The 17576-nt window shown below is 42.4% G+C and carries 18 protein-coding genes; 13 read left to right on the forward strand and 5 right to left on the reverse strand.

Annotated elements, in window-relative coordinates:
• The first annotated feature begins 20 nt into the window (after positions 1 to 20).
• Together AC1DQW_RS10760 and AC1DQW_RS10765 are read left to right on the forward strand one after the other, a co-directional pair.
• Positions 21 to 464, forward strand: coding sequence for a helix-turn-helix domain-containing protein (locus AC1DQW_RS10760; protein ID WP_477454087.1), 444 nt, complete (start codon positions 21 to 23; stop codon positions 462 to 464).
• A gap of 49 nt (positions 465 to 513) precedes the next feature.
• Positions 514 to 927 carry a VOC family protein gene (locus tag AC1DQW_RS10765; protein ID WP_477454088.1) on the forward strand — a complete coding sequence of 138 codons (414 nt, stop codon included), beginning with the start codon at positions 514 to 516 and terminating at the stop codon, positions 925 to 927.
• A gap of 57 nt (positions 928 to 984) precedes the next feature.
• Here AC1DQW_RS10765 and AC1DQW_RS10770 read toward each other — a convergent pair whose 3' ends face one another.
• Entirely contained in the window at positions 985 to 1356 is a 372-nt protein-coding gene (locus AC1DQW_RS10770; RefSeq protein WP_477454089.1) for a hypothetical protein, read from the reverse strand.
• A gap of 230 nt (positions 1357 to 1586) precedes the next feature.
• On the opposite strand from AC1DQW_RS10770, the gene AC1DQW_RS10775 reads away from it, so the two are divergent.
• The 3 genes from AC1DQW_RS10775 to AC1DQW_RS10785 all read left to right on the forward strand — a co-directional run bounded on the left by AC1DQW_RS10775 (position 1587) and on the right by AC1DQW_RS10785 (position 4116).
• Positions 1587 to 2060 (forward strand): pyrophosphohydrolase domain-containing protein, encoded by a 474-nt coding sequence (locus tag AC1DQW_RS10775; RefSeq protein WP_477454090.1) that lies wholly within the window; start codon positions 1587 to 1589, stop codon positions 2058 to 2060.
• Positions 2061 to 2138: 78 nt separating this feature from the next.
• The gene (gene rlmF / locus AC1DQW_RS10780) at positions 2139 to 3101 is read left to right on the forward strand and encodes a 23S rRNA (adenine(1618)-N(6))-methyltransferase RlmF (protein WP_477454091.1); all 963 of its coding nucleotides are present in this window, start codon (positions 2139 to 2141) and stop codon (positions 3099 to 3101) included.
• Positions 3102 to 3243: 142 nt separating this feature from the next.
• The gene (locus tag AC1DQW_RS10785) at positions 3244 to 4116 is read left to right on the forward strand and encodes a 3-keto-disaccharide hydrolase (RefSeq protein WP_477454092.1); all 873 of its coding nucleotides are present in this window, start codon (positions 3244 to 3246) and stop codon (positions 4114 to 4116) included.
• Between the two features lie 158 nt (positions 4117 to 4274).
• Here the strand turns inward: AC1DQW_RS10785 and AC1DQW_RS10790 are convergent, their stop codons facing one another.
• Positions 4275 to 5426, reverse strand: a complete 1152-nt coding sequence (locus AC1DQW_RS10790) for an acyltransferase family protein (protein ID WP_477454093.1) — start codon at positions 5424 to 5426, stop codon at positions 4275 to 4277.
• Between the two features lie 340 nt (positions 5427 to 5766).
• On the opposite strand from AC1DQW_RS10790, the gene AC1DQW_RS10795 reads away from it, so the two are divergent.
• The gene (locus tag AC1DQW_RS10795) at positions 5767 to 6456 is read left to right on the forward strand and encodes a pseudouridine synthase (protein WP_477454094.1); all 690 of its coding nucleotides are present in this window, start codon (positions 5767 to 5769) and stop codon (positions 6454 to 6456) included.
• Positions 6457 to 6511: 55 nt separating this feature from the next.
• Positions 6512 to 6808, forward strand: coding sequence for a hypothetical protein (locus AC1DQW_RS10800; RefSeq protein ID WP_477402400.1), 297 nt, complete (start codon positions 6512 to 6514; stop codon positions 6806 to 6808).
• Between the two features lie 384 nt (positions 6809 to 7192).
• Here the strand turns inward: AC1DQW_RS10800 and AC1DQW_RS10805 are convergent, their stop codons facing one another.
• The 3 genes from AC1DQW_RS10805 to AC1DQW_RS10815 all read right to left on the reverse strand — a co-directional run bounded on the left by AC1DQW_RS10805 (position 7193) and on the right by AC1DQW_RS10815 (position 9933).
• Positions 7193 to 8155 carry an EamA family transporter gene (locus AC1DQW_RS10805; protein WP_477454095.1) on the reverse strand — a complete coding sequence of 321 codons (963 nt, stop codon included), beginning with the start codon at positions 8153 to 8155 and terminating at the stop codon, positions 7193 to 7195.
• A gap of 8 nt (positions 8156 to 8163) precedes the next feature.
• A complete protein-coding gene (locus tag AC1DQW_RS10810) occupies positions 8164 to 8643 on the reverse strand; it encodes an Lrp/AsnC family transcriptional regulator (protein ID WP_477403308.1) in 480 nt (159 codons plus the stop codon).
• A gap of 276 nt (positions 8644 to 8919) precedes the next feature.
• Entirely contained in the window at positions 8920 to 9933 is a 1014-nt protein-coding gene (locus AC1DQW_RS10815; protein WP_477454096.1) for a threonine aldolase family protein, read from the reverse strand.
• 44 nt (positions 9934 to 9977) lie between these two features.
• Here AC1DQW_RS10815 and AC1DQW_RS10820 point away from each other — a divergent pair, with 44 nt between their 5' ends.
• The 6 genes from AC1DQW_RS10820 (at position 9978) to AC1DQW_RS10845 (ending at position 17413) form a co-directional block, all read left to right on the forward strand.
• Entirely contained in the window at positions 9978 to 10676 is a 699-nt protein-coding gene (locus AC1DQW_RS10820; RefSeq protein ID WP_477454097.1) for a hypothetical protein, read from the forward strand.
• A 308-nt stretch (positions 10677 to 10984) separates the two neighbouring features.
• On the forward strand, positions 10985 to 11539 hold the full coding sequence (locus AC1DQW_RS10825; protein ID WP_477454098.1) for a hypothetical protein: 555 nt from the start codon (positions 10985 to 10987) through the stop codon (positions 11537 to 11539).
• 298 nt (positions 11540 to 11837) lie between these two features.
• Positions 11838 to 13421, forward strand: coding sequence for a flavin monoamine oxidase family protein (locus AC1DQW_RS10830; protein WP_477454099.1), 1584 nt, complete (start codon positions 11838 to 11840; stop codon positions 13419 to 13421).
• Positions 13422 to 13624: 203 nt separating this feature from the next.
• Positions 13625 to 14794, forward strand: coding sequence for a pyridoxal phosphate-dependent aminotransferase (locus AC1DQW_RS10835; RefSeq protein ID WP_477454100.1), 1170 nt, complete (start codon positions 13625 to 13627; stop codon positions 14792 to 14794).
• Between the two features lie 344 nt (positions 14795 to 15138).
• The gene (locus tag AC1DQW_RS10840; RefSeq protein ID WP_477454101.1) at positions 15139 to 16134 is read left to right on the forward strand and encodes a Hint domain-containing protein; all 996 of its coding nucleotides are present in this window, start codon (positions 15139 to 15141) and stop codon (positions 16132 to 16134) included.
• Between the two features lie 445 nt (positions 16135 to 16579).
• The gene (locus AC1DQW_RS10845) at positions 16580 to 17413 is read left to right on the forward strand and encodes an SDR family oxidoreductase (protein ID WP_477454102.1); all 834 of its coding nucleotides are present in this window, start codon (positions 16580 to 16582) and stop codon (positions 17411 to 17413) included.
• Positions 17414 to 17576 lie beyond the last annotated feature (163 nt).

Here is a 17576-nt window from a genome sequence, read left to right on the forward strand (position 1 = left end):
CCAGGTTTTTATATAATGATATGGCAGGCACCGCATCAATCCCAAAGGTATATTTATACAGGCGTATTGTACATGCCAAATTATTTATTGATGATTACTACCACCAGCCGATTAATCTTGATGATATTGCTGATGAAGCCTTTTTCTCAAAATTCCATTTCATTCGCCTGTTTAAATTAACTTATGGCAAAACGCCGCACCAGTACCTGATAGCGGTAAGGATTGAAAAAGCCCGCTTATTGTTACAGGATGGCACCCCGGTAACACAGGCCTGTTATGCTGTAGGGTTTGACAGTGCCAGTTCATTTTCGGCTTTGTTTAAAAAGATTGTTCATCTGTCGCCATACGCTTACCAGCAACAGGCACTTAAAAGACTGGCCGATATGTTGCAATCGCCATTAAAATTTATTCCCAATTGTTTTGCGCAGGAAAATGGCTGGGTAAAAAACAGCAATTTTCAATAAGTAAGCCCCTGGTTTATTGTTCATCTTTGGTTTAAACAAATTATTCCACATGATCACAAAAATGAACCACGTTAGCATATTTGTTCTTGACCAGGACAGTGCTTTTGAGTTTTACGTTAATAAGCTTGGTTTTAAAGTGCACACCGATGCGTCAATGGGCCCCGGAATGCGCTGGCTCACCGTATGCCCGCCCGAACAACCCGAACTGGAAATATCGCTTATGGCCATTGCCGAAGGCATGATGTTTAAAGGGGAAGCTGCACGGCAAATGCGTATGCTGGTAAGCCAGGGTACCTTTGGTTTTGGCGTATTTGAATGTAACGATCTGATGGCAACCTACGAAGAGCTGAAAGCCAAAGGCGTTGAATTTAAAAAAGAACCAACAAAAGAGTTTTATGGTTTTGAAGCCTTGTTTAAAGATGACTCGGGCAACTGGTTCTCCTTAGGCGAAAAACAAAAATAACAAAGCCGGGTCATAAAACCAGATTTTGTTATTTTATTAAAATCGTAATAAACGAAATTATTTTACAGGTGAGCTCTCCTCTTTGGCAACAACCGGTTTGGCGGCAACTTTTTTGACGCTGGTTTTTGCAACGGGTTTTTTAACTTCTGCTGGTTTAGCAACAGGTGCAACCGGGGCTTTAACTTCGGCTGAAACCACTTTGGTTTTTTTATCGGCTTTTGCAGGAGCTTCTTTTTTGTCGCTTATTTTGCCAGTAAGTTTTTTTGCTAAGTTCCTGGCAGTCTTTTCAATAGCCTTTGTTGCTTTTTTAAGATCGGGTTCAATTTCGCTTACGATAGCTTTTAGCTGAGCGGTAAACTTATCGGTTAACTGATTTTTTAGTGCTTTGCGGGCTTCTTTTTCAGGGGATTTTGCTTTTTTATTTTTCATAGAGAACGTTTGAGAAAATTCAGGTTGGGTTTGAACTTATTTTCGGCACAAAGATAAGTTAATATAATGCTATTTTAATATTATGTTTATGTTAACAAAACGCCTGTATGTTAAGTGATTGTTAATTATATAATATAACCCAATCTTTAACACTCTGTTTTAAATTTGTGTTTTTTTGAAAGCGTTGTGGTTATTCATAACTTAGCGGCCTTAGATATTTCCTGATAATCATGATCAAAGATTTAAACTCATTAAACCAGGTTGCCGAATTTCACAGCACTTTTAAACATCCTATTATAGCAGCACCGCAAATCCCGTCAAAGGAGCGCTGCCAGTTGCGGATAGAACTTTTGGCCGAAGAGTTGAAAGAATTGCAGCAAGCCGTGAATGACAATAACCTGGTTGAAATAGCCGATGCATTGTGCGATTTGCAATACGTATTATCAGGCGCTGTACTGGAGTTTGGTCTTGGAGAAAAGTTTAAGGAATTGTTTGATGAGGTTCACCGGTCAAACATGAGCAAGGCCTGTAAAACCATAGAGGAAGCCAACCAGACTATTGAACATTACCGTAATACAGCCGATACTGAGTCGCACTATAAGGAGATTGACGGCTTGTTCCTGGTATACCGTACTGCAGATAACAAAACCCTTAAATCAATTAATTACTCGCCTGCCAATTTGGGGAGTATTGTGATAGCTTAAAGCTTAAAGCTGAAGGCCGAAAGCTTAAAGCTAAATAATGGACTACCGTTTTTAAATTATAAATTAAAGTACAATAACTTGCCCGAATCAGCACCAAACCAACCCGAAGTTAAAGAATTTATGCACCCGCGTAACCGCCACCGCGAGGGGTATGATTTTAAGGCGCTGATGAAGGCTACGCCCAAATTGCGGCCCTTTGTAACCGTAAATAAATACGATAGCCAAACCATTAACTTTGCCAATCCCGAGGCGGTTAAATTGCTGAACAAGGCTTTGCTAAAGCATCATTATGGGATTAGCTTTTGGGATATCCCCGAAAGTTATTTATGCCCTCCTATCCCTGGCCGTGCAGATTACATACATTATGCGGCCGATCTTTTGGCTGCAGCTAATGACGGTGTTATCCGTAAAGGCAAAAAGGTTAGGGTATTGGACATTGGGGTAGGAGCCAATTGTGTTTATCCCATTATCGGTCACCAGGAATATGGCTGGAGTTTTGTTGGGGTTGATATAGATGAGCAGGCTTTACAATCGGCACAGGAGATCATCAGTAAAAATGATGAGCTGAAAAATGCCATCGAGCTTCGCCTGCAAAAGCACAAGGCCGATATTTTCACTTTTGCCATAAAACCTGGCGAATTGTTTGATCTTACGGTATGCAACCCGCCTTTCCACGCGTCTGTTAAAGAAGCTGCCGAAGGCTCAAAACGTAAATGGAACAACCTTGGTCTTAAAGTTGGCCGGGAAGAACCCTTGCTCAACTTTGGCGGCCAAAATACCGAACTTTGGTATCCCGGCGGCGAGGCCGCGTTTTTAAAGCAAATGGCCACTCAAAGTACCCGGTTTGCCAAACAATGCTTATGGTTTACCACCCTGGTATCAAAAAAAGAAAATTTACGCATTTTGTATAATGCTTTGCAAAAGGCAGGTGCAATTGAGGTGCAAACCATTAACATGTCGCAGGGGCAAAAGGCAAGCAGGATAATGGCCTGGACTTTTCTATCGCCCGAAGACCGGCAACAATGGGCTAAAAAGCAATAATTAAGCTGGTAGCATTTAATCAATTGCTGATTGTTTTTTACCAATAGCGGCTTTTCTTTAAAGTTGAATGTTTACTTTTAATGTGCAATAACAATCGATTGCGTGTTAAATTAAACCTCAAATTTTATAGCATCTCACCACTATGAAAAAAATCTTAACCATCGTAATAAGCTGCTTGTTTATTTCAGCGCTTACATCCTTCAACGCTGATAAAGGGTGGACCAATCTCATGGATAAAAAAATGAGTAAATGGTCCATTTACCAAAGTTACCGGCTTAAATTCCCATATAAGGGCGAAGCCCCTAAAGATGCCGATGGCAAAACCCTGCCACCTATCGGCTATGATAAAAATGTGGCCAATGTTTTCACGGTGGAAATGCAGAACAACGAGCCTGTATTACACATCAGCGGCGAAATTTATGGTTGTATTTATACCAAACAGGATTTTCAGAATTATCACCTTAAACTGAAAACTAAATTCGGTACCAAAAAATGGGATCCCCGTTTAAATGAACCCCTTGACTCGGGCTTGTTATACCACTCGCAGGGCGATTGCGGAGCAGACTATTTCCATTCGTGGATGCTGTCAGAAGAATTCCAGGTGATGGAAGGCGGCATTGGTGATTACTGGAACGTAGGCACTGCACATGCCACAGTTCGCGCCGGCAAACCAACAGGAGTGCCCAATTATGTGTTTAACAAGGATGCCGATAAGGTTTTTATGGGCGTAGGCGCACCTAACCAGGGTTTTTGCCAGCGCAGCGAAAACTTTGAGAATCAAAAAGGAGAATGGAACACCATGGAGCTGATTTGCTACGGCGATAAAAGCGTGTACATTGTAAATGGTCATGTGGTTAACGCGCTATCAAACCTAAGTTACCAGGATGGCAATGAAAGCAAACCCCTAACCAAAGGCAAACTCCAGCTGCAAAGTGAAGCCGGTGAAGTATATTTTAAAGATATCCAGATTAAAAGCATTGATAAAATGCCGGAGGAGTATGCTGCTTTCTTTTAAACAGGATTAAAAGATTAGGCAGGATGAACAGGATGCAGATTGTTTTGCCTGAACCGAAATTCATCGAATTGGTTGAATTATTAGAATTCTAAAATTCTGCAAATTCGTTAATTCGATGAATTCCGGTTCAGACACCCTGTTAATCCTTAAATCGTGTATTAAACGCGTAAAAATGTCTTCTTCTGGTACAAATAATACAAAAACAGCCATTTCACCATTACAAAGGTAATGGCCATAGCTACGGCATTAAAGGGATCGCCAATGAGCTTGCCTATCCAGCCAAAGAAACCGTTGTTGGTATAGCTCCATTTAATAAAGTGACCGGATACATAGATCAGTATGGAGTTCATGCCGATCACCCTGAAATAAAACGACCACTTTTGATAACCCAGCACATCTATGATATAATAAAAAAATGCCATCAACAGCAGACTTAAACCACCCACCTGCATTACAAACGAGCTGGTCCACAGGTTTTTGTTGATAGGGAAATCGAGGTTCCATATTTGGGCTATCACCAGGAATATTATACCGGTAATAGTAAGTATAGCCACTTTTTTCATTTGCGCTAAACCGGTCTTTTTTAATACGGTACCGGTAATTATACCTAATAATCCGGTGCTGATGGCCGGTATGGTAGAGAATAAACCTTCGGGATCATGAATGCCCAGATACAACTTGCCCGGCAGAATGATCCTATCCATATAGGATGCAAAATTGCCCTGCATGGTTAAATCGCCATGCGGGAAGCCTGGCGCCGAAGTAAATTTAAGCAGCAACCAGTAACCTATAATGAATACCCAGAACCATACCATTTGCATGCGCTCGCTGCTGTATAGGTAAATAATGTTGGCAAACATATAAGCAATCCCGATACGGCCCAGCACACTGGCAAAACGGATCTCGGATATTGGCATAATGTTTAATCCGTTGTTAACCACTAAACCCAGCAATACCAATATTAATGCTCTTTTTATAACCCTAACAACCAACTGTTTTTTGCTTTTGCCTTTCTCTAATTCCCGGCCAACCGAAAACGGAGTAGATACACCGGCCATGAACAGGAATAGTGGAAAGATAAGGTCGTACAGGTGAAAACCATTCCAGTCGGGGTGTGTAAACTGGTTTGCAATGGCCTCCCAAAATGGCGATTTGGTGGCTTTGGCCATGGTATGAAAAATCTCTTCACCACCCATAATCCAAAACATATCAAACCCGCGAAGGGCATCCAATGAAAATAAACGTGTAGGGGCGGCATTAATATCATCAGGCGCGGAATCGCCTGATTTTGTTTTGGTTGTAGTGGTCATTGTTTATAAGATTTTGTTTGAACTAAAGATATAAAAAGACCCACTAATTAAAATATTTTTTTTAGCTGCCTTACTTTTTAAATTAATTGAATATGAGATATGAGATATGAGATATGAGATATGAGATATGAGATATGAGATATGAGATATGAGATATGAGATATGAGATATGAGATATGAGATATGAGATATGAGATATGAGATATGAGATGAAATTTTCAGGAGGCTGGTTAAAAATAGATCGTCACAGCAATGACGTTCTTTTATTTATTTTTAAACAATTTCCGGGTCTCAAATCTCATATCTATTCTCGTACCTTCGCGGTTTGTAATCGCACTGAATGTTAGAGATCTTATATCGCGACGAATTCCTTATAGCCATCAATAAACCGCATGGTTTGCTGGTGCATCGTTCTTCTATTGCTGCAGATGCATCGGAGTTTGCCCTGCAGATGCTACGCGACCAGGTTGGCCGGAAAGTTAACCCGGTGCATCGTATTGACAGGAAGACAGGAGGTATATTACTTTTCGCGCTGGATAAACAGGTGGAAATTGCCATGCAACAGCAATTTATGGAAAACCAGGTGCAAAAAAAATACCTGGCCATAGTGCGTGGTCATACTGCCGATACAGAGGATATTGATTATCCCCTGCGGAAGGAAAACGGTACGCTTCAGGATGCGTTTACAACCTATACCACCCTTAAACGAGCCGAACTGGATATTCCATTTGGCGCTCACCCAACAGTCCGGTATTCGTTGGTTGAGGCAGTCCCAGCTACAGGGCGAATGCACCAGTTGCGCAAACATTTTAGCCATATTTTCCATCCCATCATTGGCGATCGTACCCATGGCTGCAATAAGCAGAACAAATTTTTTAAAGGTACCTGGGATATGACCACCATGCTGCTGCATGCTTCGTACCTGAGCTTTAACCACCCTATAACCGGCGAAAGCATTACTATACGCGCAGATTTACAGCCCGAGTTTAAAAGAGTTATGCAGCTAATGAAATGGCAGCTTCATAATTAAAGTGATAATGAAACAAAACCCGCCTATGTTTGTAAGTTAACCATATACTTTAAACATGATAAAGCCGGCGAATTATAATCTCTATACAAATAATGGAGATCGCCTGATCATTATAAAACCAGTAACTCAAATTATGCCGGGGGGTGACATATATTCTACCGGGGTATTTGGCTTGAGCGAAGGCAGCATTGATTTGGGCGACATTGTTTTTGACGATAAAATGAACGAATGGGAATACAGCGGCATGGGTGACCTAACCCACAAGCAAGCCGAAGAAATTGCAAGGTTTATTAAAAATTACCACGAGCCCGATCCTGAAGACAGGATGATGGATGAGGGTAGGATTGTGTGATATTAAAACTATAAAAATCTTATTGTTTGTATATATCCATGATGTGTTTTTCCTGATCGCGAAAAAAATCTACGAATTTTGACCCGAATATATTGCTTTTGGCCCCGTTGAGGGCTTCGTTGTCTTAAAACTAAGTCTTTCGCCGGTTTGCAATTCTTTACTTCAGGGTCCGCAGGATTTTATCATTACCCATAACGTGTTAAAAAAAAGCCTTTCGTCACGCTGAACGCTTGAAGCGTCTATTATTCGCCCTGTACAGTCTGCGAAAAGATCCTTCAATTGTTCAGAATGACAAATCTTTTTAAACGTCATTTACCCTTCAGAATCCCCAGGTTTTACCCTTCATATAACGGATGCGAAGGCAATAGCTGTTGACTGATATAATTAGTTAGTTGCTAATTCCTCTTCCTTCGGCACCCTCTCTTTTCGGTACTTGCTCAAATTTATCAGCAGCACACTGCCTAATATAATCACCAGGCCGCCAACCTGCAATAAGGTAACGCTTTCGTGGGCAAAAAGCACCCCTAATATAACGGCTATAACCGGGTTAACATAAGCGTAGGTACTCACCTGCGTGGCCGGGCGAACCTGCAACAGCCATACATAAGCGCTAAAAGCAGCTATCGAACCAAAAACTACCAGGTAAAGCAATGCATACCAGCTATGAGCCGGGATAGCGTGCCAGTTGAGGGTTTGTACCTCGTTATGAAAAAAGCTTGATGGGATAAATACAATACCTGCAGCCAGCATTTGCCACGCGGTGTTAACAGATACGGATCCCTTTGTGTTATTGTGCTTGGAGTATAACGACCCCGATGCCCAGCCTAGTGTGCCCGCCAATAATAACAGCATTCCCGGTAGTTTTGACGGACCGGTTGATGGGCCGACCATGCTTCCTATCTGTTCGCTGAATAATAATATTACACCTATAAAGCCTATTATAAGCCCCAAAATGGTGCTTTTACTTTTAAAGTTGGTACTCCAGTTTGGCTTATCCAATAACACAAACCATATTGGGGGAGATGATACCATAATGGCTACCATGGCGCTTGGCAATGTTTGCTCGGCCCATATTACAGCGCCATTACCTACTACAAGTAATAAAAAGCCACTTACCGCGGCATGAATGATGTTGCGCTTTACAAAAATTTGTTCGCCTTTAATGGCGCACCATATCAGCATTAAAATACCGGCTGTAAAAAAGCGCAGGGCTCCCAGCAGAAACGGCGGGAAACCATCAACAGCCATTTTTATAAAAAAATAGGTAGAACCCCAAACCAGGTAAACAGTAGCAAAAGCTATGATAACCAACAGGGGAGAAGCAGTTTTTTGTGTAGTTGTAGTCATGGCAGTATTTATTTTTCGGGTATAACTAATTGTTGTTGTTCTTTAACAGTTTCGAGCACTATGGTGGTACGGGTGCTCAAAATATTAGGGATCTTACTAAAGTAAGTGCGCATCAGCTGCATCAGCGAGGCTGAATCATAGGTGCGGATCTTTACCAGGTAGCAATCATCGCCGGCAATATGATGCACTTCCTGTACCTCGGGTATTTTGGCAAGCTCGCGCGACGTATCGTTACATCCCGGGCCATCCGCAGCACGCATGAAAATAAAGGCCAGCATTTTTTGCTGTAATGCCACCGGGTTAATGCGCGTGGTATATTGCTGGATAACGTTTTTCTGTTCCAGTTTTTTTACCCTTTCCAATATGCCCGATGGGGCCATCCCCAGCTCGCGGGCTAGGTCGGCATTTGATATGCGGGCATTTTCCTGCATCAATCGTAAAATATGCAGATCGGTTTTGTCTAAAACTATTTCTGTTTCGCTAATCATGCAGTAATATTAGCCATTGTATGAATTAAATTCAAAATAATTTTAATAAAATGAATTTAATTCGACAAAAGTACCGTATTGGTGTTTAAACAGATATTTGAGTAGGTAGGATTGTGAGTAAAGATGCTTATAGCATCAGCTTAAAATGGGCGTTGTTTGCAAGCTTCGGGGAGAAAGAAGAATCCGGTCAGGCAGATAGTGAGTAAAATATTTGCAATCCCTCACTAATTTCCATTCACAACTCACCATTCACAACTCACCGCTCACTACTCACAATTACATCCCCTTCAACACATCAACCAAATACTCCACCTGTTCTGCATGTACATCCAGGTGGGTTACAAAGCGGATGCGGTGTTTGGCGGTATCAATGGCCTTAATGTCTTTAGCAGCAAGTTTGGCCAATATGGCGGTTGTAGGCTCAATAGTATCAAATAATACAATGTTGGTTTCTACAGGCAATACATTACTTACCCATGATAGCTTGATTAGTTCATCGCCCAGGATGCGGGCATGGGAATGATCTATCTTCAGGCGTTCTACATGGTGGTCAAGGGCATAGATGCCCGCCGCGGCCAGGAAGCCCGCCTGCCTCATGCCGCCACCCAATACTTTACGGATGCGGCGGGCATATTTAATAGTATCCTTATCGGCCAATAAAACCGAACCAACGGGAGCGCCCAATCCTTTGGATAAGCAAACCGAGATGCCATTAAAATATTTACCATAGTCGGCCGCCTTATCACCGGTATGAACGAGGGCATTAAATATGCGTGCGCCATCCAAATGAAGCTTTAGGCTTTTGGCCTGGCATAGTTCGGCAATGGGTTTTATATCGTTTAGTGTATAGCAACTGCCGCCGCCTTTGTTTACGGTGTTCTCTAAAACAACCAGGCTGGTATGCGGGTAGTGAATGTTTTCGGCGTTTATTTCCGGTTCTATCATTTCGGGGGTGATGATACCCCGGTAACCATTCAATAAGCGGGTTGATACGCCGGAGTTAAAAGCTATGCCGCCGCCCTCGTAACGGTACACATGGGCGGTTTGGTCGGCAATTAACTCATCCAGGGGCTGGGTAAAGCATTTAATGGCAATCTGGTTGGTCATGGTGCCCGATGGGCAAAATATACCAGCCTCCATCCCAAACATGGTGGCTGCTTTTTGCTCCAGTTCGTTTATAGTTTCGTCTTCGCCAAACACATCATCGCCAACTTTTGCACTCCACATGGCTTCCAGCATGCCGGGGGTAGGCTTTGTTACGGTATCGCTGCGTAAATCAACAGTTATCATATTAAATATGTAAAAATTGCGTTCTTTGTATTATTATACTTGTTATGCGCTCAATTTTAATCATTTTATTTTTTATGCTGTGCTTTGTATCAGCAAAATCGCAAAAATGGCAGCCCGGTAATTTTACCGATGTAAAGGGCAACCGCACAACCGGCTTTATAAGGTTATACCCTGGCGGCAAAAGCCCGATAAAAGATGAGGGCTTTATTGAATTTAAGGATGACCCCAAAACAAACCCCTATAAACTGAGTGCAAGTGATATACGGTCGTTTGTGGCAGGTAAGGATAGTTTTGTGGTTGCCCATGCTCCCCGCAACGAAACCTGGAGCCTGGAAGAAACCGATTTTGTGCAGGTGGTGCTTGATGAGCCATTGAAACTTTACATGGCAAAGGCTGGTTCGGGCGGCGGTGGCGGCGTGCGTTTTTCGCCGGGAATATCCGCGGGTTACGGCAGCGGCGGCTACGGTGGCGGACTTGGCGGCGGCGTAGGTGTGTCTATTGGTGGAGGTGGAGGGGGCGGTCGTGGAAAAAGCTCCAAAGCTGTTTACTACTTTGGCGAAAGCACGGCTGATATGAAGCGCATTACGGATGAAAACTTTGAAGATATTATGGTAGAGATCATGGGTGATGAAGAGCCGGTGGTTGATAGCATCAAAGAGCATAAATTCAGCCTCAAGAGCATGGATAAGCTGATTGATTATTTTAATAAGGTAGCAGCATCGCATGCCCCGGCGGCTCCCTGAAGGGCGAGCTTTTGATCTTTTAGTTCATTTTGCGAGTGCCCGGATGTTCCATCGGAACGCCTGGTACACCTGGAACGCTGTGGAACGCATTTGTGTTGATAGTCAGCGTGTTGTGGTTTCTAAAAAATAGAGGTGGAACACTGGTGTCTCTGATAATCAACACTTTATCTTCTTCTGTAAATTGGCAAGTGTGAACTTTTTTCAGGACGAGACACAATATATTCTCCGCTTTAAGCCTCTTTAATCAAAAATTATACTATTTGTAGCTATCATTTTGAGAGAAATAAAAAGAAATATTTATATATAACGTGAAAAAACTATTTTGCATTTTTAGTGTGATTTTTACATTTTCCTGCCAAAAAAATGACAAAGTCATATCAAAGAAAACGATAGACGATTTTATCGAAAAATATCAAACTGAAAGCTTTTTAGAGTTAAAAAATGTAACCATTTATGTGAGGCAAAAAGATTTGCAAAATACTACATATATATTGCAGAAGAATGAGGGAAATCTACCAGTATATATTGTAACCTACAACGAATGGATAAATGAAATAACTGAAGTAAATAACTCAGTACTGAAAGGAAAAAAAGTAGCCGATTATTTTACCAGAAATCAAATTGCTTATCTCATAAATAAGTTCAGGGTTTATAATTTTTGTATGTTGAGTATGGACAAGCAGGAAAACGTTTTTATAAACCCATTTTATCCAGATAATCCAGCCTTTTTTTTACGATTAGGTAAAACATCCAAACTTAAACCGTCTAAATTGTCGGGAGATTTTAAACAGTACAAAGATAGTTGGTATGTAAACCATTCATTGGTTGATACAAGTATGCATTTAACGGGACCAGGTATGTGACGTTTGCAAGCCGTTAAAAGCCTGCTTCTGATTTTATTTGTTGTGCGGAACAATACATAGGTTGATTCATTGACGAATGATCTGCCTTATGAAGGCCCGTATCCTCATTTCCGGATGTGTTGTTTTTGCATCCGGCCCGAAAGCTTCATTTCTTCTCCATAATATTCTCCATTTTCAATAATGCATACAAATCCTGTAGATGTTATCATATTTAAAAAAATATGGCTTATCTTTTATTAAATCATTTAAAAAACTATCTTTAAGGCTGGCATTATTGTAAAACGTAAAATTAGTCTTATTGAAAACTATTACACGCAGGGATTTTCTGGGTAAAGGCGCTATGCTGGCCGGGGGTGCTTACCCCGCCATGATGGCTTTAGGTCTGTTGCGCCCTGCCCCGGCTTATGCCTTTAATTTAGAGGGAGACGGTAAAGGAAAACATATCATCATATTAGGTGCGGGTTTGGCAGGGATGACCTGTGCCTATGAACTTAATAAACTGGGCTACCAATGCACTATTCTTGAGGCCCGCCAGCGTACCGGCGGCCGCTGCTGGAGCATCCGTAACGGCAGTACCAACCAGGAGATTGATAAGCCCGCCGCTACCGCAAAATTTGATGATGGCTTGTACTTTAATGCTGGTCCGTCGCGCATCCCTCATAACCATGAGCTTACTTTGCATTATTGTAAAGAATTGGGCGTGCCTATCCAGGTTTATAACAACGTAAACGAAGGCGCTTACTATTTTGCCGAAGGCAAAGGCCCGCTATCAAACAAAAAAGTCCGCGTACGCGAGGTTCATAACGATATCCGTGGTTACATGACCGAGATGCTGGCCAAAAGCATCGATCATGGCAGCCTTGATGCTAACCTTACCAAAGAGGATGGCCAAAAGATCATCGAATACCTGCAGGCCGAAGGCGGCCTTGATGTGGATAAGCTGTACAAAGCATCTGCAAGGCGTGGGTATACCGAATCGCCCGGTGCGGGTGATAAGCCCGGTAAAATTGCCGATGCGCACAAACTGGCAGATATCCTGCACTCAGGCCTGATGGATCCTGATTTTTATAACGTTGCGGAGTACACTTACGAGCTGCAGATGACCATGTTCCAGGCTGTAGGCGGGATGGACCAGATAGCAAAGGCATTAGAGAAAAAAGTTGCCCCATCCGTAAAAAAGGGAGCCGAGGTTACTGCAATAAATAACCTTGCCGATGGTGTTAAAATAACTTACAAGGATGCGCTTGGCGAGCATCAACTTGCAGGTGATATGTGTATTTGCACATTGCCGCTGCCGGTATTAAGCAATATCAGCAATAATTTTTCTGGTGATGTTAGTCGTGCAATTGATTATATCGGGTATATACAAACCGGCAAGATAGGCTTGCAGTTTAAGCGGAGGTTTTGGGAGGAAGATGAGCATATTTACGGCGGTATTACCCACACCAACAACGATTTAACTCAAATTTTTTATCCATCCTATGATTATTTAGGAAAAAAGGGTATCTTAATAGGTTATTACAATTTTAACGAAAAAGCTCAAAAAATAGGTAACTTAGATTATGCAAACCGGGAGAGATTTGCATTAGAAAAAGGCAGACTTATCCACCCACAGTATGATAAGGAATTTGAAGGGGCGTTTTCGGTAAGCTGGCATAAAACAAAATATAATTTAGGCGGATGGGCTGTTTACAATACCGATACCCGTAAAACGCAATACCCGGCACTGTTAAAACCCGATAAGCAAGTATATTTTGCAGGTGAACATTTAACCTATTTAAATGCCTGGATGGCCGGAGCATTTGAATCGGCCAGGAGCACCGTGGCTGCCCTGCACGCACGGGTAACCGATGGACGCGCGAGCTACCCCGTGCAGAAATGAAGAGAATAAGGGGAGCAAGGATAAAAAGATAAAGGAGCAAGGACAAAAAGATAATGGACAAAGGATAGAAAGAAAAAGGATAAAGTTTTTTGGAGCTGTCTGGATACTTGATACTAATTACTTGATACAAAACGCATGGAGTAGTCTTGATGCTTGATACTGACTACTTGATACCGACTACTTGATACTAAAACCAAACCACCATGGCAAATTTACTCAACCGCAGAAACTGGATAAAATCCAGTGCAATTATGGCCGGAGGACTGGCCTTCTTTTCGGGAACTATTAATAAGCTGGCAGCTATGCCTGTTGCCAGGGCCTTTAAACCTGCCGCAAGGAATTTAAACGACCAGGAAGCAATTGTCAATGCAGGCTTCGAGCTAAAGGCAAGGTTGTTAGCCAATGAAAATCCGTTTGGCCCTTCGCCTGCAGCAAAAAAAGCTATCCAGGATGCCCTTAGTCTTAGCTACCAGTACCCTATGTTTTCAATGGGCACCCTTTACAATAAAATAGCTAATTACGAGGGGATCTCAGAAGGTAATATTTTAATAGAATCAGGCTCTTCTCCGCTGTTGCTTGCCGCCGCCCTTTTATTCAGTAAAGGAGGAAAAAGCATTATTACCGGCGATCCTTCCTATGAAGATCTGCCAACGCGTGCTCAGCAATTTGATGGTAAATGGGTGAAAGTTCCGCTTACTGCCGACTATAAGCTTGATCTGGACGCTATGGAGGCAAAAATTGATGCTAACACCGGCCTTGTTTATATCTGTAATCCTAATAATCCAACTGCAACAATATTAGATACCGCCAAATTGAAGGCCTTTTGTGAGCGCGTATCTAAAAAGGTAACCGTATTTGTCGACGAGGCTTATATCGATTACCTGCCCGATCCGCAAGGGAGCAGTATGATAAGCTCGGTTAAAGCCGGAAACAATATTATTGTGGCCCGCACATTCTCCAAATTATATGGTTTTGCAGGCCTACGCTGCGGTTATGTAATTGCACAGCCCGAAACCATTAAAGCATTGTCTATCTACAGTACCGGGTTCTCACTTTCGGCTACAACAATTGCCGCTGCCATAGCTGCTTATCGCGAAGAGGACTTTTTGAAAGAGGCATTACAAAAAACACTGGCTTCAAAAGAATATTTATACTCAGTACTTAAAAAGGAGGGTTACGATTACATTCCTTCGTCGGCCAATTTTGTGATGTTCCCGCTAAAAATGGATAGCAAAAAATTTGTAAGCGAAATGATGAAGCGCAGCGTAGGGGTACGTAGCTGGCAATTTGATAACAAGCAATGGTGCCGTGTAAGCATTGGCCGCATGGACGAAATGGAAGCCTTTGCCGAGGCGTTTAAGCAGCTGAGTTAGGGGCAGGCCAACCTTCCCCGGAAGGGAAGGCTTAAAAACAGTCCGTCATTGTGGTAAAATTTCGCGAAACTCTGAAGGGAAGAATGACAAATCGGCGAAAGACTTAGCAGTTTTAAAAACTTCGTAAGACTGGGTTTCTCCAACTTGTCATAGGTAGTACGAAGCAATCCCAAACTACACAGAGCGGATTTGCACAGCTACTCTGTAGGTTGGGGATTGCTTCGTGCCTCGCAATGACGGGACAATTTGCGTTACCCTGAGGAGACGAAGAGAATATTTAATTAATAACAACTAACAAATAAAATCTCCCTGCCAACCGGCGGGGGAGATTTAAAGGGGGCTTTATGCGTAAACTAACATTAACACTACTTTTAGCAGGTTCTATTTATTTAGGGCAGGCGCAAACTGCGGCAAATCCTCGTCCGCTTACTATGGACGAGTATAATAAGGCACAAACCTTTGCTATAGCCGATCTGGATAAGGATACCTATGTTAAATTCGAGAACGCTTATGTGCTCGATAGGTACGAGAACCGCAAACCTTATTTCGTTACCGGATCTGATGGTTTAAAAAAACGAATCGACCTGTACAAACTGATTGCGAAAGAGGGTATGCAGGAAATTGGGCTAATGGTGTTTTATACCAACGAAAAGGGTAAATTATACAAGGCCCTTGTACCCGATTTTACCGCCGGTGGCAAGGTGTGGGAAAAGTATTTTACCGATATTGATAACATTAATAAGGCCGAAACTAACTTCATCCTTAAGCTATCATACATTTTATCAAAAGAAATGAGCTTTCAGCAATATAAGCTGTTGAATGGCGGTAAGGATATGAAGGAAGAATCGGCCACTTACGGTAATGATATTTGTTTCCCCGGCGATGAAATGGTAACCATGGCTAATGGCGCTAAAAAGATGCTGAAAACCATAAAAAGCGGCGATGAGGTAATTACTATTGATCCCGCTACCAATAAAAGTTCGGCAGTTAAAGTGAAAGCACTAACAGTTCATGATGCTAAAAACTATGCGCTAACCCGTTTGGTATTGGTATCGGCAGATGTAAAAAATACAAATGCGGGTCAATTGATAAACCTTAATTCGAAAGTATTGCAGGCTACGCCAAACCACCCTATGCTCACCAAACAGGGCAACCTTAAAATGGGCGAGATAACACAAGGGAAGGAGGTGCTTTGCCTTAACGAGCAAACCGGCAAATATGAAGCCTTTACCGTGCTGCAAAAAACAGAACAAGGCGGCGGTATCCAAAAAGTATACAACATTGTAGCCGATGGCGGCAGTACCCTGTTGATGAACGGTGTAATGGTGATGCAGAAGTAGTGTTAAGTCAACAGTACTAAGTTGTAAGTTTTTCGTCCCCTCAGGGTCTCTCGCAGAGGACCCTGAGGGACCCCGATCATCACGCATAAACGCGGTTTTCGTAAATAAAACGGGCTTAGTGCAACCGCAGGGTCCTCTTTCGAGAGACCCTGCGGGGACGGAAAAAACAGACCGTCGAGGTACGAAGCAATCCCAAACTATACAGATCGGATTTGCAAAGCTACTCTGTAAGTTGGGGATTGCTTCGTACCTCGCAATGACACGTGGAGATGGCCTTCATTGGAAGTACAAAAACATTAATAAATCAAATTTAGACAGCGTCTTTGCTTCTTTGCGTGAAATTATCTTATGCTATTATCCTTTTGCTTAAAGTGTAACAGATAACCACTATCTTACACGCAAATCAAAAAGTATCCCCTTCAGGGGGCGGAGGGGGCTTGCGCTTATGGCATTAAAAACAACCGTAATAACCGGCGCCACATCGGGCATTGGGAAAGAGACAGCGCTTTCATTAGCAAGACAAGGCCATGCGCTTTATTTACTGGTGCGCAACACGCTAAAAGGCGATCGGCTTAAAGAGGAATTAATAGCGCAAACAGGTAATAAAGAGATCAGTGTTATTAAATGCGACCTGGCCGATTTACAAAGCGTACGCGATGCCGCTGCCGAATTATCAGGAAAACTGTTTGCTATTAATATACTCATTAACAACGCCGGTGGAATTTTTGCCCGGCGGGAGTTGAGTAAGGATAGGTTTGAAATGACTTTTACCACCAATCATTTGGGCCATTTTCTGCTCACCACCAGTTTAATGCCACTGCTGCAAAAAGGGCAGGCGCGTATTATCAATGTGAGCTCAAATGCACATAAAAGGGGTAGCCCACGTTTTGATGATCTTCAATGGGAGCAATCCTATGGCGCCTGGAAAGCTTATGGGATGAATAAACTATTCAATATTTATTTTACCCAATCGCTTGCTTCAAAATTTGGCAATACCGGTATCCTTGCGTTTTCGCTGCATCCGGGCGTGGTAAATACCGATTTTTGGGTTGGCTTTAAAGGGCCCGAGAAACTGATGGGAGTGTTGATCCGTCCGTTTATGATCACGGCCGAAAAAGGTGCCGAAACCTCCGTATTCCTGGCCACCGCCCCCCGTCTTGATAAATACAACGGCGGGTATTTTAAAAATAAAAAGATCGCCAAAACATCATCCATTGCAACTGATACCGCTGCCCGCGATAAGCTTTGGGCTATAAGTGAAAAACTGGTAAGGCTTTAGAAATTTCAGATGTGCGGATTGTTTTCTGAACCGGAATTTTTCGAATTCATCCAATTTTTCGAATTTTAAGAGTTATCGTATAAAAATTCTGTTAATTATTTAATTCGAAAAATTCCGGTTCAGAAAATAAACCGGAATCAAATCATCATCTAAATCTGAACAT

The sequence above is a fragment of the Mucilaginibacter sp. P5_A4 genome (genome assembly GCF_056400605.1).